18 protein-coding genes are annotated in these 20,767 nt (G+C 40.7%); 15 read left to right on the top strand and 3 right to left on the bottom strand.

Annotation, left to right across the window (positions count from 1 at the left end; genetic code table 11):
* Nucleotides 1-541: 541 nt before the first annotated feature.
* A complete protein-coding gene (locus tag ABLT31_RS32430) occupies nt 542-1,960 on the bottom strand; it encodes a sigma-54 interaction domain-containing protein (RefSeq protein WP_367759527.1) in 1,419 nt (472 codons plus the stop codon).
* Nucleotides 1,961-2,504: 544 nt separating this feature from the next.
* Here ABLT31_RS32430 and ABLT31_RS32435 point away from each other — a divergent pair.
* The 11 genes from ABLT31_RS32435 (at nt 2,505) to ABLT31_RS32485 (ending at nt 12,296) form a co-directional block, all read left to right on the top strand.
* Complete coding sequence (locus ABLT31_RS32435) at nt 2,505-3,290, top strand: SDR family NAD(P)-dependent oxidoreductase (RefSeq protein ID WP_367759529.1); 786 nt, start codon at nt 2,505-2,507, stop codon at nt 3,288-3,290.
* A 67-nt stretch (nt 3,291-3,357) separates the two neighbouring features.
* The gene (locus ABLT31_RS32440; RefSeq protein WP_367759531.1) at nt 3,358-3,828 is read left to right on the top strand and encodes a PPC domain-containing DNA-binding protein; all 471 of its coding nucleotides are present in this window, start codon (nt 3,358-3,360) and stop codon (nt 3,826-3,828) included.
* Nucleotides 3,829-3,840: 12 nt separating this feature from the next.
* A complete protein-coding gene (locus ABLT31_RS32445; protein ID WP_367759533.1) occupies nt 3,841-5,322 on the top strand; it encodes a class I adenylate-forming enzyme family protein in 1,482 nt (493 codons plus the stop codon).
* Nucleotides 5,319-6,455 carry a thiolase domain-containing protein gene (locus tag ABLT31_RS32450; RefSeq protein WP_367759535.1) on the top strand — a complete coding sequence of 379 codons (1,137 nt, stop codon included), beginning with the start codon at nt 5,319-5,321 and terminating at the stop codon, nt 6,453-6,455. The genes ABLT31_RS32445 and ABLT31_RS32450 overlap by 4 nt, the downstream gene beginning before the upstream one ends.
* Nucleotides 6,455-6,769, top strand: a complete 315-nt coding sequence (locus tag ABLT31_RS32455; RefSeq protein WP_367759537.1) for a Zn-ribbon domain-containing OB-fold protein — start codon at nt 6,455-6,457, stop codon at nt 6,767-6,769. Before ABLT31_RS32450 ends, ABLT31_RS32455 begins: the two co-directional genes overlap by 1 nt.
* A gap of 35 nt (nt 6,770-6,804) precedes the next feature.
* Nucleotides 6,805-7,596: an SDR family NAD(P)-dependent oxidoreductase gene (locus ABLT31_RS32460; RefSeq protein ID WP_367759539.1), complete on the top strand. Its 792-nt coding sequence runs from the start codon at nt 6,805-6,807 to the stop codon at nt 7,594-7,596.
* An 88-nt stretch (nt 7,597-7,684) separates the two neighbouring features.
* Entirely contained in the window at nt 7,685-8,227 is a 543-nt protein-coding gene (locus tag ABLT31_RS32465; protein WP_367759541.1) for a gamma carbonic anhydrase family protein, read from the top strand.
* 202 nt (nt 8,228-8,429) lie between these two features.
* Complete coding sequence (locus tag ABLT31_RS32470; protein ID WP_367759543.1) at nt 8,430-9,488, top strand: DctP family TRAP transporter solute-binding subunit; 1,059 nt, start codon at nt 8,430-8,432, stop codon at nt 9,486-9,488.
* Between the two features lie 71 nt (nt 9,489-9,559).
* A complete protein-coding gene (locus ABLT31_RS32475) occupies nt 9,560-10,039 on the top strand; it encodes a TRAP transporter small permease (RefSeq protein WP_367759545.1) in 480 nt (159 codons plus the stop codon).
* A gap of 3 nt (nt 10,040-10,042) precedes the next feature.
* A complete protein-coding gene (locus tag ABLT31_RS32480; protein ID WP_367759547.1) occupies nt 10,043-11,377 on the top strand; it encodes a TRAP transporter large permease in 1,335 nt (444 codons plus the stop codon).
* Nucleotides 11,378-11,693: 316 nt separating this feature from the next.
* Nucleotides 11,694-12,296, top strand: coding sequence for a YesL family protein (locus ABLT31_RS32485; protein ID WP_367759549.1), 603 nt, complete (start codon nt 11,694-11,696; stop codon nt 12,294-12,296).
* A 97-nt stretch (nt 12,297-12,393) separates the two neighbouring features.
* Here ABLT31_RS32485 and ABLT31_RS32490 read toward each other — a convergent pair whose 3' ends face one another.
* Nucleotides 12,394-14,016: a response regulator gene (locus ABLT31_RS32490; RefSeq protein WP_367759551.1), complete on the bottom strand. Its 1,623-nt coding sequence runs from the start codon at nt 14,014-14,016 to the stop codon at nt 12,394-12,396.
* A complete protein-coding gene (locus ABLT31_RS32495; RefSeq protein WP_367759553.1) occupies nt 13,982-15,706 on the bottom strand; it encodes a sensor histidine kinase in 1,725 nt (574 codons plus the stop codon). The genes ABLT31_RS32490 and ABLT31_RS32495 overlap by 35 nt, the downstream gene beginning before the upstream one ends.
* Nucleotides 15,707-15,892: 186 nt before the next feature.
* Here ABLT31_RS32495 and ABLT31_RS32500 point away from each other — a divergent pair, with 186 nt between their 5' ends.
* The 4 genes from ABLT31_RS32500 to ABLT31_RS32515 all read left to right on the top strand — a co-directional run bounded on the left by ABLT31_RS32500 (nt 15,893) and on the right by ABLT31_RS32515 (nt 20,593).
* A complete protein-coding gene (locus ABLT31_RS32500; RefSeq protein ID WP_367759555.1) occupies nt 15,893-17,632 on the top strand; it encodes a type 2 periplasmic-binding domain-containing protein in 1,740 nt (579 codons plus the stop codon).
* A 102-nt stretch (nt 17,633-17,734) separates the two neighbouring features.
* Nucleotides 17,735-18,715, top strand: coding sequence for an ABC transporter permease (locus ABLT31_RS32505; protein WP_367759557.1), 981 nt, complete (start codon nt 17,735-17,737; stop codon nt 18,713-18,715).
* Between the two features lie 11 nt (nt 18,716-18,726).
* The gene (locus tag ABLT31_RS32510) at nt 18,727-19,599 is read left to right on the top strand and encodes a carbohydrate ABC transporter permease (protein ID WP_367759559.1); all 873 of its coding nucleotides are present in this window, start codon (nt 18,727-18,729) and stop codon (nt 19,597-19,599) included.
* A gap of 64 nt (nt 19,600-19,663) precedes the next feature.
* The gene (locus ABLT31_RS32515; protein WP_367759561.1) at nt 19,664-20,593 is read left to right on the top strand and encodes an alpha/beta hydrolase; all 930 of its coding nucleotides are present in this window, start codon (nt 19,664-19,666) and stop codon (nt 20,591-20,593) included.
* The last annotated feature ends 174 nt before the right edge of the window (nt 20,594-20,767 follow it).

Genomic DNA, 20,767 nt, shown 5'->3' on the forward strand with positions numbered 1-20,767 from the left:
AATATATTAATTTCTCCTTATTTTGCAAGTATTTATAAAAATATATTGGCGAAAAAGGGATGTTATTTTTATTAAAAATTAACTTTGTATTGCTTTTTGCCAATGTGCCACCTGAAAATAATAACCCACATTAAATAACTTGACTTTAAGACTTGAACGTTCACAAAATTTCTAACTTACTTTGATGATGGATGATTTTATTCTGAATAAATTTTTTTTAGAAATTAGAGAAGCGATTATAAGGTGTATGGTTGTTAATGCAATAGCAAAAATGAAATATTATTGCATTTTTACAATATTGCTTAATTCTGATTAATTCCGAACAAGCTATTCAAGGGTATACCTGGGAAATACCAATGGAAGAATTGGATCTCCGCACGATGTCGCCCAGTCTGTTGGTTTTTTAGCATATCCTGCATCAAGCTATGGAGGACAGACTAGAAATAATTGAATTATTTTTATTCACTGAAAAAAACCGATGATCACTACCGGGTAGTGGTCGTCGGTTTTTGCTGGATTATAAATAAGAAAAACCTTAGTTTTATAGCCCGTATCTCTTTTTCTTCCGGAAAAGAGTGGTTAGATCCATACCCAGCATCTCTGCGCATTTTTTTAACGGTTTATATTTGGACATATAATAAGAAAGAATTTTCTTTTCGTGTTCATCAATCATTTCTTTTAAAGTCAACTCAGTTGTATTCTGAAAATCATCCTTTATTACTTCGTTCATTTCCTTGTTTTGATCAGATCTAATGTGCGATGGAAGTAATGTTTCGTCGACTGTATCTTCATCTGATACTACAACAAGCCGTTCTACTAAATTTTTAAGTTCACGGATATTACCAGGCCAATGATATTCCATTAACAAATTTATCAGAGTGGGCGAGAATGTCCTCTTCATATTGTGTTTATGATTGAAAAAATTAAGAAAATGTACTAAGAGGGCGAAAACATCTTCCGACCGCTCGCGAAGAGGTGGGATGTTAAGGGATAAAACATTAATTCTAAAAAAGAGATCTTCTCGGAAACGTTTTTCTTTGATCATCTCTTGTAAATTAGCATTAGTTGCAGCGATGACTCTAACATCGATGGGAATTGGTTTTGTACCTCCGACTCTTTGGATTTTCATATCCTGAAGAACCCCTAATAATTTCACCTGTAATGAATAAGGCATGTCTCCAATTTCATCTAAAAATATAGTTCCGTTATTTGCCACTTCGAATAGTCCGGCTTTTCCTTGACGGTTAGCGCCGGTAAACGCACCGGCTTCATATCCAAATAATTCAGATTCCAAGAGATGTTCGGGAATAGCACCGCAATTTACTTTGACAAACGGCCCTTTTTCATTTCGGCCACTAACCTTATGAATATAATTGGAAAGCACATCTTTACCGACCCCGGATTCACCGAGAATAAGGATAGGAGTATCAACAACAGAAAACTTGTTGGCAAGTGAAACGATCTTTTCCATTACCGGACTTCGATAGATAATCTGATTTCCATCTACGTTAGATAACTGGATTTCTTGTAATGTTTGTTGATAGCTTTTAGTCAGGATGGTTGTTTCATCTAAATCACGTTTCAATTTATTCAATTCCGTGATATCTCTAATATTGTTTATAACAAAAAGTATGTTTTCTTCGTTATCGAAAACCGGAGTGGAAGTGATTAAAGCTTCAACCCCTGTAGGGTACTTACTGATGTTATTCACGGTTTTCTTTTGGTTAAGAGCGTCAATCCCTCCGGCTTTTTCCAGGTAACCTTTTTCGACTAGCTCATACATCGTATAACCATTTAATTGATAGGGTGTTAACCCGGATATGCGTAAGAAAGATTTATTATACCAGTGGATAGTGCCTTTAGGATCAACTATGGTAATTCCATCATATAAACTATCTATTAGATTACGAAGTAAGAATTCTGATTCAAAGGGAGTTTGTACGATATCATCTCTTTTCATGTTTTATCCTCCTCTGCTTACCTTTTATTTAGTAAATGGAAGTATGGCAATAATGATGTTATTATATCAAATTAACCATTGCATATATGATATGTCGTGATTTAATTATATCATTTTTAAAAAATTTCGCTATAAGAATCTAGTGAAAACGTATTTGTAAGATAATTTTCTTCAGAAAATCAACTCGAAAGTTTAGAGGTAATAAAAATGTAGAACATAGGTGGAAAAAAATGTGCCTATAATTGAGATTAAGTAAAATCAATCAATGGTAAAAACTATTTTAATTTCTTTGATGACGGCTAATATGCAATATCATAAATGCTACTCATATGGCGTTTTTGAAAGTTTATATTAACTGTTTGATATCCATCGTGATTAATGATGTGGCCATGCTTTTAGGTCTCATTAAGGTTCCCTTTAGGTTATAGACTTCACATCTATTTGTTCTCACTATGAATACCTCTATTACGATATGAATGATTCAGTTTTTTGGCATGGATATTGCAAGTTATATCTAATGTAAATAAAGAAAAGGAGAAAACATATGTCGAAAATAAGCAGTAATCATAATTTAAGTGAACAAGTTGCAATTGTAACAGGTGGTGCCCGTGGTATAGGAGCTACATGTGCTTATACACTAGCGCGGGAAGGAGCGAGTATTGTAATTGTAGATCTACTTTCAGCGGATGACATTCTGACGAAAATACAAAGTGATTTTCCTAACTGTAAAACTTTTTCCTATCAAATTGATATTCGAAAGCGGGACGAGGTTCTGCGTGTGATCGATGAAACCGTTAGTAAATGGGGAAGAATTGACATCCTAGTGAATAATGCAGGGACCGCTTCACGCGTAGGACTGGAGGAAATGTGTGTGGAGGATTGGCAGCGTGATATTGACACGAACCTCTTAGGAACTTTTCTGTTTACACAAGCAGTGATTTATCCTCATATGAGGAATCAAGGCTACGGCAAAATTATCAATATTAGTTCGGTTTCCGGCATTATTGGGGGGGTTATGTCTTCAGTTTCCGACAACAAGCAGGGAAGATCAGGCCCAGCTTATGCTGCATCCAAAGGAGGCATCATCGCCTTGACGAAATGGGTGGCTAAGGAAGTTGGGGAATTAGGCATCTACTGCAATAGCATCGCCCCGGGAGGAGTCGTAACTGAACTGACCAAAGGGTATGAGTACCCCTTAGATCAACAGCCAATCAAGCGGATGGGGGATCCATCAGATATTGCCGAGGCGGTCTTATATTTGGCTTCTCCCGCTTCCAATTATGTAACCGGCCAAGTCCTGAAAGTTTGTGGCGGGCTCGCCATTGGATAATTTAGCAGGAGATAAGTAGAATTTAAAAGAACAAGTAGGCTGTTCGATAATTAAGGAGGAAAGAGGAATGAAAAGCCAACGGGAAAACCATTCCGTTTTTGACCAAACGACTGGGACGATTTTCGGTTCATTAGTTAAAGGAACTGACCTCATGCAAGGTATTATCCAAGAATATGAAAAGTACAGTGCTGAAGCGGGCATGGTCACCTTTATAGGGTCTGTATCACAGGCAGGTTATGTCTATCCGGCAGAAAGACCAGATGGGAGCTTATGCTATTGTGATCTCGTTGAAAGAGAGGGTCCCTTTGGAATTTTAAGTGGCACAGGCTTTCTAAGCAAGAATGAAAACGGAAACACCGATTTGCATATGCATGCAGTATTTTTCGGGAAGCAGGGAATTATCTTCGGGGGACATCTTATTCCTGGAAAAAATCCCGTATGTGTAACGGTGGAGTTTAGCATTCGAGTTGGAAATAACATAAAGGCTATACGTTCATTTAATGAAGACCTTGGTTTTCCAACGATTAATTTCAAATAGGAGGGATACTACATGAAAACACTAGGTACAATATACCGAAAAACTTTTGGTAACTTTTCTGATTCTGTTGCTGTGCGCGACGAATATACAAGCTATACGTTTGCACAGCTAAAAGAGCGTTGCTTTCGTTTGGCCAACGCCTTGCTTTCCTTTGGTCTCAAGAAAGGTGATCGGGTAGCCATCCTCGCATCCAATCGGATCGAGCATATCGAATTAGAAGTGGCAGTAGCTTTCGCTGGGCTCATTAAAGTCCCTCTTAATTATCGTCTGCATCCAAGGGAACATGAATATATGCTCCAACATTCAGGAGCCAGTCTCTTGTTAGGAGAGGAAAATTTGATTGAGACCCTTGATATTGACATTCCAACCGTCAGATTCGGAAAAGAGTATGAATCATGGATTGCTGATTCTCCGGATATCGACCCGAATGTTGAGGTTAGTGAGGACGATGTAATCTCCATTATGTATACCTCTGGAACAACCGGCAGACCCAAAGGAGCTATGCAAACACATCGTAACTGGATTTCCTGCACATTAACATTAATTAAGGGCAGCGGCATGTCTGATGAAGATGTGGTTGGACATGTAGCACCTTTGAGTCACGGAAGCTTGGCTATGGCTTATAGTGCGTTATTCTTGGGGGTCAAACAGGTTATATTTAATAAGTTTGAACCACAACAATTTTTGGAAGCTATTGAAAGTGAACGAATTACTGCTGTCTTTCTCGTTCCCACCATGGTTAATCTAATGATTCACGAAGAGAGCTTTTCTAAACGAGATCTCAGCTCTTTGAGAACAATTAATATGGCAGGTGCCCCGATGGCAGCTGAAAAAATAAAGTTAGCTATAGATCTTTTGGGTCCTATTATTCTTGAAACCTTTGGGCAAGCGGAAGCACCTTTGACGATTACCGTTATGCCAAAGGACGAACTAAAAGACAGGCCTTCTTCATGCGGGAAGGTCGGAATGTTTGCGGAAATGAAAATTGTAGATAAAAATGGTCAAGAAGTACCAACCGGAACGATTGGTGAAATTGTCTGTAATGGTTCCTTAGTAATGAAAGGGTATTGGAATAACCCGGAAGCAACAGCAGAAACGATCAAGGATGGTTGGCTTTACACGGGAGATCTCGGATGGGTAGATGATGAAGGCTATCTCCATATCGTCGACCGGTCGAAAGATGTGATTATTAGCGGTGGGGCAAATATTTATCCTCGAGAAGTAGAAGAGGTGTTAAATCTGCATCCTGGCGTTAAAGAAACATGTGTATTTGGCATTCCGGATGAAAAATGGGGTGAATCTGTTTGCGCCTATATTGTGCCTAGGGATCAACAAACGGTATCAGAGCAGGAACTTATTGATTTGTGTAAAAAACACTTGGCAAGCTTTAAAAAACCGAAGAAAATTCGCATCATGGACAGTCTACCTAAAAATTCGTATGGAAAAATATTGCGTAAAGAGATTCGAGAATCTTACTGGGGGAGTAGAGTATGAGAAGTGTTTCTGTAACGGGAACAGGAATGACCAAATTTGGAAAACATGAAGCCTCTTTAAAATCACTTGCTGTATCGGCTAGTCGTGAAGCCTTGCTGGATGCGGGACTTCCGAAAGTCGATGCGATTTATGTAGGGAATTTTTCGAGCGGACGGTTAGCGGGGCAGGAAGTCCTCGGATCTATCTTAGCGAGAGAATTAGGGTTAGGACCCATCCCGGCTGCCAAAATGGAAGGAGCTTGTGCGTCTGGGGGAATTGCGTTTCGTCAGGCCTATCATATGGTAGCTGCTGGCATCTATGATACGGTATTGGTTGTCGGCGTGGAGAAAATGACCCATGCTCCAACAAACGTAGTGACAGAAGCGCTAAATGTGGGGATGGACAATGATTCCAATGAAGGGATATCAGGTCTAACCTTTGCAGGATGTTTTGGTGTTATTGCCAACCGATACATGTATGAGTATGGTGCCGGTGTAGAACATCTGTCCATGGTATCTTTGAAAAACCGGGAGTATGCCATAAATAACCCGAAAGCACAGTTTAGAAAAGCAACGAGTCTAGAAGAAATTATGCAGGCACGTCCGATTACCGCACCTCTTGGGCTATTCCATTGCTCCCCGATTACGGATGGAGCTGCCGCTGTCGTAGTTACCGCCGGAGATAAGGGAGTTAAGGTGCTTGCATCTAGTCAAGCTTCCGGACCACCGCTCTTGCAAGATATTCCTGACTTATTAAGCATTGGGGCTATTCAAGAATCCGCACGCCAAGCCTATAAGCAGGCAGGGTTAGGACCCAACGACATTGATGTGGTAGAACTTCATGATTGTTTTGCTATTACCGAAATTTTAGCCATTGAAGACTTAGGCTTCTTTGAAAAGGGGACTGGGTGGAAAGCGGTTGAAGACGGTTTAACCAAACACGGGGGGAAGGTCCCTGTCAATACTGGTGGAGGGTTAATCTCGCGTGGTCATCCGATTGGAGCTACAGGGGTGGCCCAAATTATTCAAATTGTTAATCAGTTGCAAGGCAGAGCAGTTAACCAAGTCGAAGGAGCACGGATTGGTTTGGCACAAAATCTTGGGGGTACTGGGGCTTATTCAACGGTCCACATTTTTGAAGGGAAGGGTCTGTAATGATGGAAATGGCATTATTATCGTGTGAAGGTTGTAAAATGGTCTCTATTCCTCCTAAGTATATTTGTCCAAATTGCTATAGTGAAGAATTAATAGAAAAAAAGGTAAGTGGCATAGGTCAGATTTATTCCTATACCACGATCTATGCTGCACCGGAAAGGCTTGCTGTTGAAGCTCCATATCCTATCGTTTTAGTAGATTTAGATGAAGGGCCACGCATAACAGCTCGTCTTGTTGAGGGTGAACCAACCATAAATCAAAAAGTTAAACTTTACAAGATCGAAGATTCCGTTTATTGGTTTAAATCCATCTAGGTCATTTGAATTTTTTGTAGAATGGAGGGGCAATGATGACAAATCGATTAGAGAACAAGGTTGCTCTTGTTTTTGGAGCAGGATCAGTTGGGGAAGGATGGGGGAATGGCAAAGCGGCAGCAGTTGCTTATGCACGTGAAGGTGCAAAAGTCATGGTCGTAGACTTATATGCTAATGCTGCGGAACAGACGTGCCAAATTATTCATAATGAACATGGGGTCTGTTCTTATCGAACGGCAAATGTGACAAACTCCGTTGAAGTTCAAAAAGTCGTTACAGACACGATTCAGGAGTTTGGTCAAATTGATGTTCTTCATAACAATGTAGGATTAGCTCAAATGGGAGGAATCGTCGATCTACCTGAGGAGGATTGGGAAAAGGCGATTAACGTAAACCTGAAAAGTGTCTACCTCACCATGAAGTGTGTTTTACCACACATGGCGGAAAGAAAAACAGGTGCCATTATTAATGTCTCTTCTCTTGCAAGTATTCGGTTTACAGGCTATCCATACCCTGCATATAGTGCTTCAAAAGCTGCAGTGAATCATCTAACATCCGTCGTAGCGCTTGAATATGCCTCCTATGGAATTCGAGTGAATGCGATCTTACCGGGTCTGATTGACACCCCGTTAATTTATAAGGACATCGCTGGCCAATATGAGAGTGTAGAAGAAATGGTAGCAGCTCGAAATGCTAGTTGTCCTATGGGGCGCATGGGAACAGCCTGGGATATTGCCCATGCAGCTGTCTTTCTTGCCTCAGACGAGGCCAATTTTATCACGGGTGTTTGTATGCCCGTTGATGGGGGTCACTCCATTCGTAGTTAATAATGATCTCGTATGTGGGGACTGGTTCTTGGGAAGTCTAGTCCCCCACTAAACTAAGTATGTCATTTAAAATAGGAGGGATATTTTCATGTTTTATTCGTATAAAAACAGATTTCCCCAAATTGATGAAACCGCCTATATTGCACCGGGTTCAAAAATCATTGGAGATGTAACTATTGGAAAGGAATCGTCTGTATGGTTCAATTGTGTACTAAGAGGCGACAACGACTCCATAAAAATTGGAAATAACGTAAATATTCAAGACGGATCCATTTGTCATGCAGATAAAAATTTTCCACTTTCCGTAGCGAACGACGTATCGGTAGGCCATAACGTAATTCTTCATGGGTGTACGGTTGGCCAAGGGGCTTTAATTGGTATGGGGTCTATTATTTTAAATAATGCTGAAATTGGCGAGTATGCATTGGTTGGTGCCGGATCCCTGATTCCAGAAGGAAAAAAGATTCCACCGCGAACCCTGGTGATGGGTTCTCCAGCCAAAGTTGTTCGTGAGTTAACCGATCGAGATCTAGAGAATTTAAACATGACAACCCAGGGTTATTTGAATCATTGTCAACAATATAAGGAAGAAATGGTAAAAGACAAAAAAGAGATTTCTCCAGCTTTATAGGGTGTAATCTGGTAGTGATAACTTGAAAAATGTAGTTGAACACTAGCAATATTGCACTATTATTACAAAAAAGACAATGCATTATTGCTAGTATTCCCCCATATATAATTCAGATGTATATAAATTATCGCTAATATACTTGGCATAGAAATTGCTACAATTAAGATTATATTATTATGGATGGTATGAAAGGGTGGGTTGAATGAAAAAGTTCAGCAAGGGGTTTGTGTCATTTGCATTATCATTATCTTTGCTTGTCACTGGATGTTCGTCTAATGAAAGCGCTTCGAACAATGGTTCAGGAAAAACGGATTCAGGTCAATCTCAAACCGCGGATCAATCGACAGATAAACATAATCTCAAGTTGTCAATTACAGTAGGTGATTCTTCAACTTGGTACCAAGCAGCACAAAAATTCGCAGATGAAGTAAGACAAAATACAGATGGACGTATCAATATAACCATTTATACCAATGAACAATTATCTGGGGGTGATTCAGGAAAGGCCGTTGAGATGTTAATGAAGGGATCGATTGATTTAACCTTTAATTCTGCTATTATTTATTCCATTATGGATGAGCGTTTTGGTGTAGTAACCGCTCCATTCATGTTTAAAAGTTTCGATGAAGTTGACCGAGTGATGGCAGGCGAGGGGGGAGAAGCCCTTAAGAAATTGCTTCGCGAAAAGGGTGTAGAGCCTCTTGGTTTTGGACAAAACGGGTTCCGTCAAGTAACGAATAGCGTTCGGCCGATCAAAACACCAGGTGATATTAAAGGTATGAAGATCCGCATTCCGGGTATCAAAATGTTTGTGGACCTATGGCAAGGTCTAGGGGCCGATCCGACTAGAATGACGTTCTCAGAAGTCTTTACATCTCTGCAGCAGAATACCATTGATGGACAGGAGAATGCTGTAGATGTCATTCACTCTTCCAAATTGAATGAAGTTCAAAAGTTTATGACATTATGGAACTACTCCTATGATCCGCTAATTGTCGGCATGAACAAGAAACTGTTTGATTCCCTGCACCCTCATGATCAGAAAATTGTTCAAGAAGCAGCTGCCAATGCCAGCGCCTATCAAATTCAGCTAGCGCGCGATAAAGAAATGAAGCAGATTGAAGAACTCAAGAGCAAGGGAATGGAAGTATACGAGCCATCCGCCGAAGAATTAGAAACCTTTAAGAAGGCGGTTGAGCCCATTTACGATCGATATGAATCGGTGTGGACCAAAGAATTGTTGGAGGCCTTCCAAAAGTAAGTAATATCCTCTAAGGCAGGTAGAGTCCATTGTCTACCTGTCTTTTACAAAGCAGAAAGGGATTGATGATATTGAGTAAATTCCTAACGAAGATCGAATACACCATCCTGGCATTCAGCCTTGCAGTCATGTGTACGGTTACATTTGTAAATGTAATTTCAAGGTATTTTTTGACCACATCGCTCGCGTATACGGAAGAGTTAACCATCAACCTGTTTGTCCTCTTGACCTTTGTGGGAGCTGCCGTGGCTATCCATCAGAAAGGTCACTTAGGATTTAGCTTATTGTATGATTCCATTCAGAGAAAAGGAAAACTGTTCCTTGCGATTCTTTCAGGACTTATTAGTACTTTTGTTTTTGGCATCCTCGCGTATTTTGGCGTAGAGATGATTATGTTTCAAAAACAGCTAAACCAGATCACACCTGCTTTAGGCTGGCCCCAATGGATTTTCTCTCTTGGGCTACCGATAGGAAGTATCATCTGTTTGATTCGCGTTATACAAGTTACGAGCCTTGAGGTGAAAATACTATTAAATGGGAGGGAGGGATAAAGGATGATCGGTGCAATGCTCTTTGGATTGTTCGTGGTTTTGTTAGTAATGAATGTCCCGATTGCTCTTTCCTTGGCCGCATCGGCGGGCATCACCCTGTTGTTCACCGCCGGCTTTGATTCACTTTCTTTGCTGACGGATGTTATGTATGCTAGTGTAGCTAAGTTTACGCTCCTAGCCATTCCTTTCTTCATTCTTGCGGGAGTTATTATGGAGTTTGCCGGAATTTCACGGCGATTGATTCACTTTGCGGACGTTTGTGTCGGTCATCTAAGAGGTGGAATTGCGCTTGTAACAGTGTCTACGGCCATCTTTTTTGCAGCGATTTCGGGATCCGGCCCTGCAACCGTCGCCGCATTAGGATCCATTCTAATCCCTTCATTGGTAAAAAATGGTTACACAAAAGCTACGGCGGCTGGTCTTCTTGCAAGTTCAGGTTCGATTGGGATCATCATCCCTCCTAGCATTGGGTTCATCGTCTTTGCTGTCGTGGCCGGAGATCAAATTTCCGTCTCGGTTGGTCGTTTATTTGTTGCCGGTATCATTCCAGGGTTGATCCTTGGAGTTGCCTTTTTTATTGCAACCATGATTGTCATGAATAAAAAAACAAAAATAAGGAGCAATGCAACCGCTGATGAAGTGGCAGCAACCATGCAACGGGAGAGGGCCAGTTTGAGGGGAATGGCAAGAGCATTTGGCGATGCCATCTGGGGTTTGCTAATCCCTGTGATCATACTAGGTGGAATCTATGGCGGGGTGTTTACTCCGACAGAAGCGGCTGTTGTTGCCGTGTTCTACGGTCTTGCTATTGGGTTATTTGTATATAAGGAGTTAAAGTTAAAAGATTTGGTTCCTATACTGGTTAATTCCTCCATCCAAACAGCTATCGTAATGCTGATTGTAAGCTCTGCTTCAGTGTTTGCTTACATTATTACAACAGAGCAAATAGCCCAAAGTATTTCTGATATGGTACTGTCGGTAACGGAAAATAAAATTCTGATTCTTTTGCTTGTCAACATCCTGCTTCTGATTGCGGGTGCCTTTATTGACGCTATCTCGGCCTACTATCTCTTCATTCCGATTCTACTGCCGATTATGTTGCACTTGAACGTGGATCCGACCGTGTTCGGGGTCTTCATGACGTTGAACTTAGCAATTGGACTGTTTACTCCACCCGTTGGCATAAATCTCTATGTGGCAAGTGGTCTTGCTAAGATTTCCCTAAATGAAATTTCGGTAGGAGTAGTTCCATTCATTATTGCTTCTTTAATTGTGTTGGGACTAGTGACTTATTTCCCGATTTTCTCGACTTGGTTACCAGATCTCTTAGGCGTGTAAACTGTGCTTAGAGAATCGATTTCAAAAAAACTAATCACTTTAATGACTGTTCTGATCGCATCGGAACAGTCTGTTTTGTTTGTAAAAGTTTAGCCAAATTCTCCATCATGTTCAGAAAGTGTTATCCAAATTAAGATTTGTCTATATTTGTTATTGACAGATCGTAATAAAATATAATTTAAGTTTTTCTGAGAAATCACACGAATATTAATTAAGAATTTGTCTGATAAAACTTAACTGTTTATTAAATATTTGATACTCAATTCAAGGGGGAATATCTTTGCAAATGACTAGAATTTCGGAAGGATTTTATAGGATGTCTGAATGGATCATGAAATTTGCCTATATTAATATTTTATGGATCTTCTTTACACTGCTTGGTTTATTCTTGTTTGGTCTTTTTCCTGCAACCGCTGCCATGTTTGCTGTCAACCGCAAATGGGTGATGGGAGAAACGGGTGTTCCAGTTTTTTCAACATTCTGGACAACATACAAAAAGGATTTTTTGAAAAGCAATATACTTGGTCTGATTCTTGTTGCTATAGGCAATGTGCTTATTTACGGTTATAGATATTTTTTGCAATTTCCAAGCAATTTCTCTCAGGTATTAACCGTCGTTTTCCTATTGGTGTTTTTTTTCTATGTTGTAATTCTTTTGTATGTCTTTCCTATTTATGTTCATTTTGACATGAAAATAATCCAGGTTTTCAAAAATGCCATCTTAGTCATGATCATGTATCCTATATCAACAATTATGATAGTTGTGGGAAGCTTTATTGTCTATTTTGCCATGTCAACGTTTCCTGGCTTGGTCCCTTTCTTTGGAGGCAGCCTATTATCCTTTGTAATCACATGGTCTGCTCACTATGCGTTTTCGAAAAATGAGGAAAAGAAACAAGCGGGCAACAAAGAAAACTAACGTTGAAAATGTCTCTAAGATTGTCTCTCCCAGTTATAATTTAAAAACAAGATAGGAAAAGGCACGGTGGCAGTGACAGCACCATGCCTTTTTGCTGTTAAACATTTTTTATTACACCCTCACGAAATTCCTGTGGGGTTACACCGTAATGCTTTTTAAAGACTTTGATGAAATGAGGAGTAGCCGCATAGCCTAATTGGAAGGTGATCTCGTTTACTTTTAAAGCTGTACTTTTTAATAAGAAAGCGGCACGTTCCATTCTAAGGGCAAGCAAATAGTCGCCAATGTTTTCGCCGGTTATCGTTTTATAAAGCTTAGATAAATAAACAGGGTGGAGGTGAACATGGTCGGCGATGGATTGTAGTGAAATCCCTTCTTTCAGATGATCCTCGACATACTTTTTCACTTGGTGTACAATGCTGTGCCTGTCAGTTTCGATGCATTGATATACTTCTTCGCGTATACGGATAAGGACATTCTGGGACCAAGTCTTTAGAAGTTTCACGGACATAAATCCGGGCTTTCGAAGCTGCATGTCAATCAAGTTGCGAATAGAAGCGGAGTCGATTCCTCTGTGCTTGTTAGCTGTATAGTAATAAGCCGACCCTAAATGAAAAAACACTTCCATCAGTTGGTCCGGATGGGGTTCTTGAATACGATCCAGTTCTTCAAAGATTTTGCCAAGTTTTTGTTCCGCCTCGTCCCAGCGCCCGGATTCAAGGAGCATGGAGAGCAGTGGAGGCTCATATAACGCGGTAGTCGGTACAGCAGGAGTGTCTGAAATATCATCATCGGTAATGAAGAATCCCTTGCTATGACCTACTTTACTGTTTATAGCTGTAATGGATTTCTGGTACATATTCGGAACATCATGAGGAAAAACACCGGGGTTGCTGATATAAACCGAGACGCTGCCTTTTAAGTAAGTTTCGATATAATTCTGTAACTTTGCAGTGCTAGATTTGATGAATTCCTCCGAAACAGGGTACTTTTCTTTAATCAAATAGATTTGGAAGCCTTGATCTGTGATGCAATGCCAGAGATGAAAGGCATCCTGAAAGATTTCTTCGGCCATATTGGTGATGGCGTAATCGAACAAAGATTGGGATCTGGTGTCATACAGGGTGGAATATTCTTCCAATCGGACGAGCATCATCGTGATTCGGCCTCCTGAAGAAAAGGGATGCAGTTTAAAAAGCTGTAGTTTTTCTTCAAGCACGTTTGGAGATAGGGGTTTATTATTCAATATGTCATAAAGTAAACGATCTTTCAAAGTAGGCAAATGGACTCTTACAGTATTTTGCAAGTAGTGTAAAGAACTGATTTGATCCCATTCTTCTTTTAGGATTCTAGCAGCTCTTTCTACGGCTTCAATCAGCTGGTCAATATCGACCGGCTTCAGCAAATAATCGATGGCCTGATGTTGGAGCGCTTTTTTAGCATAAGTAAAATCGTCATAGCCCGAAAGAACGATACATTTGATTCTTTTTGACATTTGGGAAATTCGTTCGATTAATTCCAAGCCATTCATCTTGGGCATTCGAATGTCGGTTACAACAATATCGATGGCTTGATCATGCAAAACACTTAATGCCTCTGTGCCTGAAGAAGCACTATGAACTTCGCTAATTCCGTAATCATTCCAAGGGATAGTTAATGTCAGGCTGTCTACAACTGATTGTTCATCATCTACGATGAGAAGCTGGAACATAATATTCATCCTCCAATTTTGGCCAAGTAATTATAGTCGTTAATCCTCCGTTAACGGTTGGCTTAAAGTCAAGACGAGCCGATTCTCCAAAATGAATGGTCATTCGGTGTTGAATATTCCATAGGGCACAGCCCATCGATTCGTCCAGAGGCTTCATCAATTTTTGCTTTAATTCTTGTATTTCCAGAGGGGATAACCCCTGACCATTATCTTGAACATAAATATAGTAATGGGTTTCATCTTCTGTACTCCAAATATTTATATTTCCCTCAGTATCCATGGGTTCAATGCCATGAACCACGCTATTTTCCACAATGGGCTGAAGCAAAAGTTTAGGGATAGGGAGCATTTTCATTGATTCCAAAATCTCAATCTTGAAATTCAAGCGTGGCATTCTTAATTTATAGATATTTAAATAGTTTTCTATCACTTTGATTTCCGCTTCCATCGTTGATGTGAGCTTCTCTGTCCGTGTGGTATAGCGGAAATATTCCGCTAAATTTTTTGTCATGGCATTTATGGCATCATCATTGCCGAGGCGGACCATATTGTTTATAAAAAACAGACAGTTATACAGAAAGTGCGGATTGATCTGTGCCTGCAACTCCTTTAACTGTGCTTCCCTAGATATAATTCTTTCCTTGTAAACATTTTCAATTAATTCTTCAATATGTGCCGCCATTTCGTTGAAATGCAAATTTAAGAATTCAAACTCGTTATGGCTTTTATCTGAAATTCTTACGGAATAATCGCCATGCTTGATTCGTTTTACAGCATTTATTAATTTCATAATGGGTTGTTGAATGTTTCGATAAAGGAAAAAGGAAGCAATAAAACCTGAAATAATCAGAACGGCACTCGATATATAAAACCAATGCTTTGTTTTTTCTATGGGCAGAAATGCTTGGTCTAGCGGAATATAATCAATGAGATACCAATCCAGTGAACTTGATTTTGCATAATTAATTAGATACTTAATTTTGCTGATCTCAATGATTTCCGTTCCGTCCATGCCAAGTTGCTTACCGGATAATGCATCAACGATGAGATAACTGACCTCTTGGTTTGAGCTGGTATTAAAGAGGAGAGAGCCTGAAAAGGGAGCATAGAAAAAAGGATCATTATTTCCACCGACTTTAGCTCCATCTAACATTTTGGTTATATTCGTTACAGGAAATGAAACTTTCGTAATAAATCGACTACTTTGGGGTTCAGAAAAGGGATGTAGGGTATATCTGACAAATTGGTCATGATCAAGTTTCCACTTCTTGCTGGTAGCATCTAATTTGAAAGGTTCGATATTGTTGGATGAACCTGTATTAATCCATCGATGTAAAAGGATTGAATAGATGGACAACTGATTCGGCCACCCATAGGATAAACTTAGAAAATCCAGCATGTCCGACACATCGGATTGCAACTTGATTTTATTGTACGTATCCAATGTATCGATGTGGTTAAATTGGGATACCATTTTTTCTTGACCCAGAGCAATGCCAAGCATTGCGAGTTGTTCAACGTTACGGTCCAATTGGCTGACTAGGAACCTATTCTTATTTTGGTTATTGGTTTGAATAGTAGACTGTACTGTATTTAGACTACGGTTTATCGAATACGTGTACACTGTAAGGATACTTACTAACAAAATGATGAGCAAGATATTGATTTTATGAAAAGTGCTTAAGTACTGTTGTCTCATTTCAGTCCCTCCATACTAAAAGGAAACCATAGATTTTCGAAAAATACAACTTTTATAAACAGTAGACGAACAAAATTAAGAAAACGCTATCAAGATTAAGGATTGTCTATACAGAATCAATGAGGTTACCTGTAGAATGAAAATATAAATATTTTTAAATATTATATCTATAAGGGGAGGTTCACAGTGATCAAGAGAAAAAAATTTTTGGCCGGCATGCTTGCGGTTGTTCTATCCGGCAGTCTGTTAGCCGGGTGCAGCAATTCTAACAGTGAGGTAAACAAGGGGACTGCAGAAGATAATCTTTCTTCGGCTAATAAGTTAAACATTGTAAACGGTAAAATCGAGCCGGCCGTAACCATTACGTCCGCTTTAGCGGATGATGGAGTTCACAGGAAAGGTGAATCAATTAGCGACAACGGCCATTCCAAATGGGCCAAAGAAAAGCTCGGGATTGATATCAAGCTGAACTGGAGCACTACACCCGATCAATTCGATTCCAAGCTTAGGCTCATGCTCGCTTCCGGTGATAAGCTACCGGATGTGTTCCGTATCAATAATAAAGACACCTACAACATGTTCGTCCAATCAGGCCGATTGTTGTCCATTGATGAAGCATTCGACAAGTATGCATCTGATGTAGCGAAGAATGCCATGAGTCAAGCTCCAAAAGCTTGGATTCCTTATCAAAATAATGGGAAGCATTATGGGATACCGGCTCTCGTCGATGACTATGCCACATCTCCGGTACTTTGGATTCGTAAAGATTGGTTAGATAAATTCGGGCTTCAACCACCAAAGACAATGCAGGATTTAGAAAAAATATTGGATGTTTTTACCAATGGGGATCCCGATGGCAATGGCAAAAAGGATACGTTCGGAATAAGCTTTTCTCTAAAAGATGGGTTTGCTAACAAAAGTGATGGGATACGAAATGTAACTTTTGGAAATGTGAGCTGGGTATTCGGGGCACATGGTGTCGTTCCGGGCATATGGAGGGCGAATAACGGAAAATTGGAGGCTACTTCTGTGCAACCTGAGATTAAGCCGGGGCTCGAGACGCTGAATCAGTGGTATCAAAAGGGATATATGCCCCAGGATGTTGCCCTTTATGATTTTAATAAGATGACTGAACTTGCAGTAAACGGTAAATTAGGGGTGTTCGCTGCTCCAAGATGGATCCCCTCATACTATGTAAAACCTAGTATAACAAAGAATGATCCGAAAGCCGATTTTCAGCCTTACCCTATTCCTGTCGGTCCTGATGGAAAGGCGATGCGTGATGGATCCTTTCCGGAAACCGGCGCAGTAGTTATCAGCAAAGATATTTCGCCTGAAACCCTTCAAGCATTTTTCCACTATTATAATTACCTTTATGGAGCCATGGTAACAGAAGATGCTTTATACTTTAGGGATTTTCAAGAGGGGTACATTTATACCGTGAAGGATGGGAAGCCGGATTTTGATGTTTCTAAACTTCCTGATGGACAAATCTGGACAGGTAAATATTCAATAGTAGCAGGGGTTGGAGCGAGTAATCCTATTGATCCAGAACGGTTTAATATGGTATATAAGAAGATTGCAAACGGTGAACCTTTGAACAAGAACGATGTGGCAGTGTGGGCGTCGGCCGACTTACCTGCGGATGCAGATGATCCAGGTTTCGCCCTTCATGCTAAGGGTTGGCTGGTTGCAGATACTCAAAAGTCAATTGATGTCCTTAATGAATACCTGGGTCCTTCTACCACAACGATGAGCTCGAGAGGGGAGCTTTTAGTTAAATTGCAGAATGATACGTTCATGTCTATTATCTATGGCAAGGAACCTATAGAAAAGTTTGATCAATTTGTAGATAAGTGGTATTCCTCTGGCGGGGATCAAATCACCGAAGAAGTGAATGAGTGGTATGCAGCCTTAAAAAAATAAAAGTATTTTATCGGAGGGGCGGGTATGGTACCTGTCTCTCCGAGTCCTTTTACTAGAAGTGTGATGTAGGACTGAATCTATATGAATTTGAGGTGAAACACAATGGAAGAGACAGTGATTGTTGAAAAATCCTCCCCACAGGGAAAAGTGGGAGAGACTGAGTCTTACAAAATAGTTAAAAGAAAAAAAGCATTTAGCAGCAACCAGTGGCAACTCCATCTGTTGATAGTTCCGGCTGTCGTTTTGACTTTGATTTTTATTTATGTTCCTATGCTGGGGCTGGTCATGGCGTTTCAGGATTATAAACCTTATTTGGGAATCATGCAATCCCCATGGGTCGGACTCGACCAATTTAAGTTGTTATTCTCCCTTGAGGAGAGCAGGCAGGTCATTTGGAATACATTAATCATTCAAGTCTCGAAAATTTTCCTGGTCGTTTTGATGGCTTTGGTTTTTTCTCTTCTCTTGAACGAAGTGAGGAGAATGTCGGTTAAAAAGTGGATTCAAACCGTAGTCTTCTTCCCACACTTTCTGTCGTGGGTTGTGTTAGGAGGGATTTATACAGATGTGCTGGCATTAGACGGAGGATATATTAATCGTTTAATACAGACCTGGTTCGGGATGGAACCGCTCTTTTTTCTCGGAAATGGCGATCTTTTTCGATTTACGGCCATTTTCACAGATGTTTGGAAGGAATTTGGATATTTTTCAATTATTTATTTGGCTGCATTAACCGGTATTAATCCTGCTTTGTATGAAGCGGCTGAAATCGATGGGGCAAATCGATGGCAACAAACCTTATATATTACGTTGCCTTCCTTGATTCCAGTCACTATCGTTCTGCTTACACTGTTAATGGGCTACATTCTCAGTGCAGGGTTCGACCAGATTTTAAACTTATACAATCCGATGGTTTATGACAAAGGGGACATTATTGACACGTATGTGTATCGGATAGGCCTTCTCGGGGGGAATTTCAGTTTCGCTACAGCTGTTGGCTTTTTCAAATCCGTCGTTTCTGTCATTTTGGTTGTATCTTGCTACAAGCTCGCTCATAAATACGCAAACTATCGAATTTTCTAGGGGGACTCACCGTGGGGCGCAAATCTATTTTATATAGAGGATTTGAAACTTTTAATTATTTATTATTGGTCATCATTGCTATATCCTGCGTTTTGCCTATCGTCCACTATTTAGCCCAATCCTTTAGTTTGTTTCAAGCGGTACAGGCCAATCAAGTGGGGCTGTGGCCGGTAGGTTTCCAATTACAGGGTTATATACAAGCTTTCCGATTAGAGGCACTGCCTAACAGTTTTCTTGTGACTATTAAAAGAGTCATACTAGGTGGAGTGATAGGTTTGAGCGTTACGGCAGCTGCGGCCTATGCCCTTTCTAAAGGGCAGGATGTGTTAAGAGGCCATAAGTGGTATATTTCGTTCTTTGTTATTGCATTATTGTTTAACGGAGGATTGATTCCTACTTATCTTCTTGTAAAGAGCCTAGGTTTGCTAGATACGATCTGGGCACTGGTTCTGCCAGGGGCAGTGAATGTATTTAATATGATCCTTCTGCTGAATTTTTTTAAGGGGCTGCCGAAAGAACTGGAAGAAGCTGCTATGATAGACGGAGCCAGTCATTTTGATATATTCACCCGGATTTATTTACCCTTGTCGATGCCGGTTATCGCAACTGTTGCGCTTTTCACGTTGGTAACTGACTGGAATTCCTGGTTTGACGGAGCCATCTACATGAACAGCGAAAATGCTCCTTTGGCTACTTACTTGCATAATTTGCTGATGCAGCCCGGCATTGACGCCAACACGTTGACTGATCAACAACAATTTTATAAACCGCAAATGTTTAAGGCACCCATTGTTTTCATTACTATCCTTCCAATTATGTTCGCTTATCCATTCCTACAGCGATATTTCGCTAAAGGCATTATGCTTGGCGGAGTAAAGGAATAGGAAGAAACACATAGGTAATTCTAGACTTCTTTTAGGTAACTAATTTTGGTAGGAGGTAGGAAATATGCCAGATTCGAAATCAAAAATGTATTGCTTGTCTGAGGAGCACCCACTGCAAAAATTCTTCACCAATTCAGTGGGGATGTCAGAGCAGGATAAAGTGATGTATGTCATGAGTTGTTCAGGGGATGAGTCTTACGAACTCGGTCCTGAGTCTATGGTACAGAGCGGCGTTCCGCAAGGAGACATCACAAAATATCACTGGAACAGCAGCAGTATCTATCCGCAAACTGCCAGGGACTATTGGCTGTATGTGCCGAAGCAGTATGACGCCAGTCGACCGGCTTGTCTCATGGTTTTCCAGGACAGCAAAGAGTATCTCAGCCCGGAAGTGAACGTACCGGCGGTATTCGATAATCTGATTCATAAAGGGGAGATGCCGGTCACAATCGGACTATTCGTGAACGCTGGAGATAAGGGGCCTGGCTATCCGATCTACGGCGGTACGGACAACCGAAGTATTGAGTATGACTCCCTCGGTGATAGGTACGCACGGTTTTTGATCGAGGAGTTGATCCCGGAAGTCGAAAAAGAATATGCGATTACCCAGGACCCGGAGGGAAGGGGGATTTGCGGGTTTAGCTCCGGAGGCATCTGTTCCTTCACCGCGGCTTGGGAACGACCTGATGTATTTCGGAAAGTGGTCAGCCACTGTGGAAGTTTCATTAACCTTCGTGGAGGACATAACTATCCCTCCCTGATTCGAAGAACGGAAGCCAAGCCGATTCGGGTATTCCTTCAGACGGGGTCGAAAGATCTCGACATCATTCTGGGAAACCTTATTATCGCAAATCAGGATCTGGCCTCGGCACTGAGCTACAGGGGATACGATCACCAATTCGTCTTTGGCGTCGGCGGTCATACGCTCAAGCACGGCGCCTCGATTTTTCCGAATACGATGCGTTGGCTCTGGCGCGATTATCCTAAGCCTTAAGAATCTATCCAAAATAAATCATTCCGGCATTTTCGCTAACCTATTTTAATATGGAAACGTACGGAAGAGTGTACCTAAATCTTACCTTAGTCCAAATCGAGGATTGAGTCCATGAAATGATACATCTCCGCATGCGATTGCATCTGATGAACGTAGTATATTAGTGGTACAGAA

This window comes from Ammoniphilus soli, from assembly GCF_040813775.1.